The organism is Actinomadura sp. KC06, from assembly GCF_004348735.1.
GTDB lineage: Bacteria > Actinomycetota > Actinomycetes > Streptosporangiales > Streptosporangiaceae > Spirillospora.
In genome coordinates this window covers 35,291-42,847 of the sequence record NZ_SMKT01000069.1, presented here as the reverse complement: position 1 = coordinate 42,847, position 7,557 = coordinate 35,291, and the positions used below count along the sequence as shown (strand labels likewise).

The window sequence follows — 7,557 nt, the reverse complement described above, 5'->3', positions numbered from 1 at the left end:
GGGCTTGCCGGGTGGGCTTAGTAGACGCGTCCGTCGACGATGTTGCTGTCGATGTTGATGGTGACGCCGCCGTGCGTCTCCCTGTGGCCGCCGCGGTACTGCTTGATGCGGCGGTGCGGGCTCCACCAGTGGTCCGGCATGAACGGGTCGCCGTACACCTTGGCCCTGCCGTCCCAGTTGGCGAACCAGACGGCGACGGGCTTGCTGATGCCGTCGGCGCGTCCCACGTCCCGGATGCCGGACTTGACGCTGCTGTAAAGGCTGGGCTCGTACCCGGTCTTCTTCAACCTCCGGACCCAGTTGTCCACGAATCGCAGGACCGCGGCCTTGCAGCCGGGGTTCTTGCTCTTGTACGCCTCCATGTCGTAGTAGATGGGGGCGCCCTTCGGGATGCCGAGCCTCCGGGCCTTGCGTGCGGCGTCCACGGCGGACCTGGCGCCCTGTGACGCGGCGTTCTTCGCGGTGAACTGTTGCGGACGGCTGCTGCACGGCGCCTGGAGCCCCACGTAGGTGGGCGTGATGCGGTAGCCCATATCGCGGACTTCCCTCACCCACCTCTTGGTGAGGTTGGGTTGCGCGCACCCGCGCGCCGCGCCGCCGATGTAGATGTTGGTGACCTTGAACGAGGGCCGCCACGCCTTCATGGCCGCCAGGGACGGGGCCGTGCAGGTGTCGAACCCCTTGCCCCGCACCCACGGACGGCGGTCGAGCAGCGGCGGAGCAGCGGCGTCCGACTTTTCGGGCCTTCCATGCGGCATGTCCTGCTCAGACGGCATGGACGGCACGGAGGGCACGGACGGAGGTGGCGGCACCGACGGCACGGGCGCCGCCAATCCCGCGCGAGCCATCGATGGCGCGGGCGGCGCGGGTGGCACCGATGGCACAGGCGGCACGTCCGGTACAGGCGGCACGGACGGCCGTGACGGCGTTGACGGCGTTGACGGCACGGACGGCATGGACGGCATGGACGCACGCGAGCCGACATTCGATGCGGCGGACAGGCGGATGTTGCGGAGCATCTGCTGAAGCGCGGCGGGGTCCGTCCCGTAGACGCCGGCGATGGTGACGTCGGCCTCGGGGACGGTGAGCCGCGCCTCATGGTCGACGGTCTGCGGGAGTTCGAACGTGGCGAGTTGAGAGCCGTGCACGACCGTCCGGGACGCGCGCCCGTGCCCGGCGGTCCGCGTGCGGTCCGCGGGCTGGATGTGGACCGCCTCGGTGCGTCCGACCAGGCGGGCCGGGCAGTCGGGCTGCGGTCCGGGGCGGCCGAGGTAGACGGCGTGCCGGTCGTAGCGGACGCAGCGCGCCGGATCCCGGTCGAGGTCGTGGACCTCCCACCCCGCCGGGACGGTGACGCGCAGCCCGCGGTACTCGACGACGCGCGGCACGTCCACCCGTGGCCTGTCGCTCAGCGCGGCGGCCTGGTGGGACGCGGGCCGCGCGGAGGACGTCCTGACGGCCGCGACGACGGGCGGGACGGCCGCCAGCACGGCCAGACCGCCGAACAGGGCGGCACGGGACCAGACGGCGCTGGACTGGACGGCATGGCGCATCACATCTCCCCCGAACGGGCACGGCATGATCGTGATGCGGCAAAGATGACCTTGACCGGACGCCGCGAAACCGGCCCGGAACGCTTCTTGCCCCGCCGTTTCCCCTATGCAGACGCACCTTGATCAAGACGTGCCGTCGACCGGACGCGCTGTCTCTCAACGGAGGTGTCGTCTCAAGGGAGGTGGCGTCTCAGCGGGAGGTGATGATCTCGTAGGCGCCCGGTTCGTCCACGGCCATGACGGCGAGCGGCATGAACTGGAGGCGCACCTCGTACTGGCCGAGCGCGCGGCGGTAGTGCCCGGCGCCGTCCCATTCGGTGACGAGGGCCCACAGGCCGGGGTCGTCGACGGTCCGGCCGAGGCGCCCGGAGCGGAATCCGGGGCTGGCGGACAGCGCCGTCAGCACCGCGGTCATGCGTTCGGCGAAGCCGTCGGCGTCCTCGCCTGGCACGCGGTACCGGGTTATCGCGATCATCGGACCATCCTGGCAGGGCGAGGGGCAGCGAATTTATCTCATCCGGCCTTTCTCAGCGCCCGAGCCGTTCAACCACCGAGGATGAAATGGATTCGGTTACGTTGGGCACGTGGAGACGAGAGGTGAGCAGGGCACGGGCCTGCGGTCGGCGGTCGAGCGGTGGAGCGCGGCGCCGGTGGTGTTCCTGCACCGGCTGCCGCGGTGGGTGCTGCTCGTCGCGGTGTTCGTGCTGCTGGTGATCGGAATGGTCGGGACGGGCTGGGTGGCGGCCGCCGCGGTGCTGGTCCTGGCGCTGGCGCTGGCCTGGTTCGCCTTCCTGAACTGGCCCGCGCTGGACGGCTCAGGCAAGGCGCTGCGCGTCGCGGCGCTGGCGCTCCTGGTGGCGTTCGCGCTGGGGCGCGGCATCGGGCAGTTCTGACCTGGCCCCTGACCAGGCACTCTCGATTTTGACAACCATTTTCATCGTCGCCATAATCGGCGGGTGCCTCGCTACCGTGACCCCCGGCGTGCCCTTCCCGCAGCGGCTCTGGCCCTGGCCGGGCTCGCGGCCGGGCTGACGGGCTGCGCGGACGCGGGCGCCGACGTCCCGCCCGGCAAGACCGTGGTGGTCGCGTCGTTCTACCCGGTGGCGTGGCTGGCGGAGCAGGTCGGCGGCGGCGACGTCTTCGTCCGGACGCTCACCGAGCCCGGAACCGAGCCGCACGACCTGGAGCTGACGGCCCGGCAGGTCGCGAACGTGGCGGACGCCGACTACGCCGTCCACGTCAAGGGCGTCCAGCCGGCCGTGGACGACGCCGTCCGGCTGCACGCGAAGGGCAGGTCGCTGGACGCGGCGAGCGTCGTCCGGAAGCTGCCGCCGCCGGAGGAGACCGAGAGCGAGGAAGAGGCCCACGACGGCGTCCGCCACGAGGAGGCCGACTACGACCCGCACATCTGGCTCGACCCGAGCCGCATGGCGGCCATCGCGACCGCGCTCGGCGACCGGCTGGCCGCCGCCGACCCCGCCCGCGCGCCCGGCTACCGGCAGCGCGCCGAGGCCATCGCCGCCCGGCTGACCGCGCTCGACCGGGAGTTCCGCGACGGCCTGGCGTCCTGCAAGCGCCGGGAGATCGTGACGGCGCACGGCGCGTTCGGCTACCTCGCGGACCGCTACGGCCTGCGCCAGATCCCGGTCGCCGGCGTCGATCCGGCGAGCGAGCCGTCCCCGAAGCGGATGGCCGCCCTGACGCGCCAGGTGTCGTCCATCGGCGCGACGACGATCTTCACCGAGACGCTGGTCAGCCCGAAGGTCGCGCGGTCCCTGGCGCGGGAGGCGGGCGTGCGGACGGCCGTGCTGGACCCGGTCGAGGGCATCGAGGACGGCTCGGACGGCGACTACATGACGATCATGGCCGAGAACCTGCGGACGCTGCGTCCGGCGCTGGAGTGCTCATGAAAGACGACCCGAATCCCCCGTCCCGCCAGGAGGCGCCCGATCAGGCGCCGCCGCCCGATCACGCGCCGCCGTTCGCGATGACGGGCGGTCTCGTCCGGCGGGACGGCCGCGAGGTCCTGGCCGGAGTCGACCTGCGGGTCGAGACCGGCGATGTGCTCGCGGTCCTCGGGCCGAACGGCGCGGGCAAGTCCACGCTGGTCAAGGCGCTGCTCGGGCTGGTCCCGCTGGCCGCCGGGCGAACGGAGATCTTCGGCACGCCGCCGGCGCGGTTCCGCGGCTGGCGGCGGATCGGGTACGTCCCGCAGCGGCTGCCGATGGGCGGCGGGGTGCCCGCCACCGTCCGCGAGGTCGTGTCGTCCGGACGGGTGGGGCGGCGGTCCCGCTGGAGGCCCGCGGTCTTCAACGACCGGGCCGCCGACCGGGCCGCCGTCGATCGCGCGCTCGCGACGGTCGGGCTCACCGATCACGCCCGCGACTCCGCGCATCTGCTGTCGGGCGGCCAGCAGCAGCGCGTGCTGATCGCACGGGCGCTCGCGGGCGAGCCCGACGTGTTCGTGATGGACGAGCCGACGGCGGGCGTGGACGCGCACAGCCAGGCCGCCCTCGCCTCCGCGCTGCACGAGCTGGCCGGGGCCGGGCGGACGGTCGTCCTGGTGACCCACGAACTCGGCCCGATGGAACCGCTGATCACACGCACGGTCGAGCTGGGGCACGGACGCATCGTCCGCGAGACCGCCGTCCAGGAGACCGCCGTCCGGGAGTACCCAACGCAGGACACGGCTACGGGAAGGCCCGTGTGAGCGACATGCTGCAGTACGACTTCATGCGCATCGCCCTGGTGATGGCGGTGCTGATCGGGCTGACCGCCCCGGCCGTGGGGACGTTCATCGTCCAGCGCAAGCTGTCGCTGCTCGGCGACGGCATCGGCCACATCGCGCTGACCGGCATCGGGCTGGGCCTGCTCACGAGCACCTCGCCCGTCCTCGGCGCGCTGGTGGTGTCGGTGCTGGGCGCGGTGGCGATCGAGGTCCTGCGGGCCCGGAGCCGCAGCGGCGCGGACGTCGCGCTGGCCCTGCTGTTCTACGGCGGGCTGGCGGGCGGCGTGATCCTCACCAACGCCAACGGCGGCAGCGGGACGAGCCTCCAGTCGTACCTGTTCGGCTCGATCACCAGCGTGACCGTCACCGATCTGTACGTGGTCGCGGGCCTCGCCGCCGCGGTGCTCGGGATCGTCGCGCTGTTCGGCCGCGAGCTGTTCCTGCTGTGCCAGGACGAAGAAGTGGCGCGCGCGTCGGGGCTGCCCGTCCGGTTCCTGAGCGTGCTGATCGCCGCGACCGCCGCGGTCACCGTCGTGATCTCGATGCGGGCGATCGGGCTGCTGCTGGTCAGCGCGCTGATGATCGTCCCGGTGGCGGCGGCGCAGCAGCTCACGCGGGGATTCCGTGGGACGATGCTGGTCGCGATGGCGACCGGTGTACTGTCGGCCGTATCGGGCCTGGCGGGTTCCTTCCAGTACGATCTGCCTCCGGGCCCCTCGATCGTGCTGCTGGCGCTCGCGCTGTTCGTCGCCGCGGTCGCCGGGGGCACGCTGGTGCGCCGAAGACGCGCGCGGACCGGCCCGTCCGGGGAGACCGTCCCGGCGGCGGCCGGTTCCGGCGTCGAGACGCGCGTGGACGCCGAGGTGATGGGGGGATGACGCGGAGGTGCTTGGGGGATGACGACGGCCCGCCGGGACGCGGTGCGGCAGGTGCTGACCGGATCCGAGGGTTTCCGCAGCGCGCAGGACATTTACGCCGATCTGCGCGCCGACGGATCCAAGATCGGCCTGACCACGGTCTACCGGGCGCTGCAGGCGCTCAGCGACGCGGGCGAGGTCGACGTGCTGCGCACGGACGAGGGTGAGGCCGTGTACCGGGCCTGCCGCACCGAGCAGCACCACCACCATCTCGTCTGCCGCGGGTGCGGCCGGACGATCGAGGTCGAGGGCCCGGCCGTGGAGCGCTGGGCCGAGGCGATCGCCGCGGAGCACGGCTTCAGCGACATCACGCACACCGTCGAGGTCTTCGGCACCTGCGCCGACTGCATCGCCAAGTCCGGCTGACGCGCCGATCCGGAGGAACCGCCCGGCGGCGCGCGGGCCTCAAGAACGCCCGGCGACGCGCGTCTGAAGATCGCCCCGGCGACGACACGCGGTGCACCCGATAGGTGACGCCCCGCCACCGAACAAGGTTCGGAATTCACACCCTCCGTAGGCGATCCTTGGCACATTGCTACATCTACTTATGAGTACGCCTATGTCATAAATGTCCTCATCGCCACGGCAAGGCCCGACGGCGGGCCCTTCGGGGGGCGTGGCGCCCGCACGAGAGGGCGTTCATGACAAGACGGGCGTTCACCAGCCGACGGACCGTCCTGCTGGCCGCGGCGACCCTGCTGACGACCGCCGGTACCGTCGTTCCCGCCTCCGCCGACATCACTGCGAAAGCACCGTCCCCGCCGGGGCCGCACTCGTCCGCCGCCGTGCGGGCCGCGGAACGGGCGCTGGACGCGCTCGCCGGCCACGCCGGTGAGATCCGCGCCGGGGACGGCCAGGCGTTCAAGGTCGTCCGGGTCCTCCTGGATCGCGACGGCGACTCGCACACCCGGATGACGCGCACGTACGACGGGCTCCCGGTGCTGGGCGGGGACATCGTCGTCCACCAGTCGGCGTCCGGCGCGTGGCGCGGCAGCAGCGGCTCGCTCGCCGCGAAACCGGCCGACTCCCGTCCGGAGGTCGGCGCCTCGACCGCCAAGAAGCGCGCGGTCACCGGGCAGCGCAAGGCCGAGGGCTCGCCCGCGCTCGTCGTGGAGGCCCGCACCGCCGACCACAAGCCGCGCCTGGCCTGGCGCGTCCAGACGGTCGGCAGGCAGGCCGACGGCACGCCCAGCCGCGTCCTGACGTCCGTGGACGCCGCGACCGGCAAGGTCCTGCTGCGCGAGGAGATGATCCGCACCGAGGCGGGCGACGGCAGGTCGCTCTACAGCGGGACCGTTCCGCTGGAGACGACCAAGTCCGGCGGGACGTACCAGTTGAAGGACCCGTCCCGCGGCGGCACCTACACCGGCGACGCCGAGAACCAGACCGACCTCTGCGTCCTCGTCTGGTGCCTGCGGCGCGCCCCGGCGACCGTCTTCACCGACGCCGACAACCACTGGGGCAGCGGCACCACCGCGCACCGCGCCACCGTCGCCGTCGACGCCCAGTACGGCACCAGCATGACCTGGGACTTCTACAAGAAGGTCTTCGGCCGCAGCGGCATCAACGGCGACGGCAAGGGGTCGTTCAACCGCGTCCACTACGGCGACGGCTACGCCAATGCCTTCTGGGACGACTCGTGCTTCTGCATGACCTACGGCGACGGCGACGGCACCAACCTCGGGCCGCTCACGTCCCTGGACGTCGCCGCGCACGAGATGAGCCACGGCGTCACCAGCGCGACCGCGAACCTCACCTACAGCGGCGAGTCCGGCGGGCTGAACGAGGCGACGTCCGACATCATGGCCGCCGCCGTCGAGTTCTACGCGAACAACCCGGCCGACGTCGGCGACTACCTGGTCGGCGAGGAGGTCGTCCTGCCCGGATTCGGCAGGCGCGCCCTGCGCTTCATGGACAAGCCCAGCAAGGACGGCAGCTCCCATGACGCGTGGTCGTCGGAGACCAAGAACGTCGACGTGCACTACTCGTCGGGCGTCGCGAACCACTTCTTCTACCTGCTGGCCGAGGGCAGCGGCGCGAAGACGATCAACGGCGTCGCCTACAACAGCCCCACGTCCAACGGCTCCACGGTCAAGGGCATCGGCCGGGACGCCGCGACCAAGATCTGGTACCGGGCGCTGACCACGTACATGACGTCCTCGACCGACTACAAGGGCGCGCGCACCGCGACCCTGAACGCCGCCAAAGACCTGTACGGCGCGGGCAGCGCGCAGTACAGCACCGTGGCCGCCGCCTGGTCGGCGGTCAACGTCGGCTAGACACCGATAGGGGCCCGGGAACGCCCCCGGGCCCCTATCGGGTGGTTCATGATCTGCGTGCCGTGGCCATGCGACAGAAT

Annotated in this window: 8 protein-coding genes; 6 read left to right on the top strand and 2 right to left on the bottom strand. The window is 72.0% G+C overall.

What is annotated here, in order from left to right:
• Window positions 1-17 precede the first annotated feature (17 nt).
• Together E1287_RS22325 and E1287_RS22320 are read right to left on the bottom strand one after the other, a co-directional pair.
• Window positions 18-1,553: a DUF1906 domain-containing protein gene (locus E1287_RS22325; protein WP_131966995.1), complete on the bottom strand. Its 1,536-nt coding sequence runs from the start codon at window positions 1,551-1,553 to the stop codon at window positions 18-20.
• A 190-nt stretch (window positions 1,554-1,743) separates the two neighbouring features.
• On the bottom strand, window positions 1,744-2,028 hold the full coding sequence (locus tag E1287_RS22320) for an antibiotic biosynthesis monooxygenase family protein (protein ID WP_131966994.1): 285 nt from the start codon (window positions 2,026-2,028) through the stop codon (window positions 1,744-1,746).
• A 109-nt stretch (window positions 2,029-2,137) separates the two neighbouring features.
• On the opposite strand from E1287_RS22320, the gene E1287_RS22315 reads away from it, so the two are divergent.
• The 6 genes from E1287_RS22315 (at window position 2,138) to E1287_RS22290 (ending at window position 7,477) form a co-directional block, all read left to right on the top strand.
• On the top strand, window positions 2,138-2,446 hold the full coding sequence (locus E1287_RS22315; RefSeq protein WP_131966993.1) for a DUF6703 family protein: 309 nt from the start codon (window positions 2,138-2,140) through the stop codon (window positions 2,444-2,446).
• Window positions 2,447-2,509: 63 nt separating this feature from the next.
• The gene (locus tag E1287_RS22310; RefSeq protein WP_131966992.1) at window positions 2,510-3,463 is read left to right on the top strand and encodes a metal ABC transporter substrate-binding protein; all 954 of its coding nucleotides are present in this window, start codon (window positions 2,510-2,512) and stop codon (window positions 3,461-3,463) included.
• 77 nt (window positions 3,464-3,540) lie between these two features.
• Complete coding sequence (locus E1287_RS22305) at window positions 3,541-4,263, top strand: metal ABC transporter ATP-binding protein (RefSeq protein WP_131966998.1); 723 nt, start codon at window positions 3,541-3,543, stop codon at window positions 4,261-4,263.
• Window positions 4,260-5,159 (top strand): metal ABC transporter permease, encoded by a 900-nt coding sequence (locus tag E1287_RS22300; protein ID WP_131966991.1) that lies wholly within the window; start codon window positions 4,260-4,262, stop codon window positions 5,157-5,159. Before E1287_RS22305 ends, E1287_RS22300 begins: the two co-directional genes overlap by 4 nt.
• An 18-nt stretch (window positions 5,160-5,177) precedes the next feature.
• Window positions 5,178-5,564: a transcriptional repressor gene (locus E1287_RS22295; RefSeq protein WP_131966990.1), complete on the top strand. Its 387-nt coding sequence runs from the start codon at window positions 5,178-5,180 to the stop codon at window positions 5,562-5,564.
• Between the two features lie 275 nt (window positions 5,565-5,839).
• Entirely contained in the window at window positions 5,840-7,477 is a 1,638-nt protein-coding gene (locus E1287_RS22290; protein ID WP_131966989.1) for a M4 family metallopeptidase, read from the top strand.
• Window positions 7,478-7,557 lie beyond the last annotated feature (80 nt).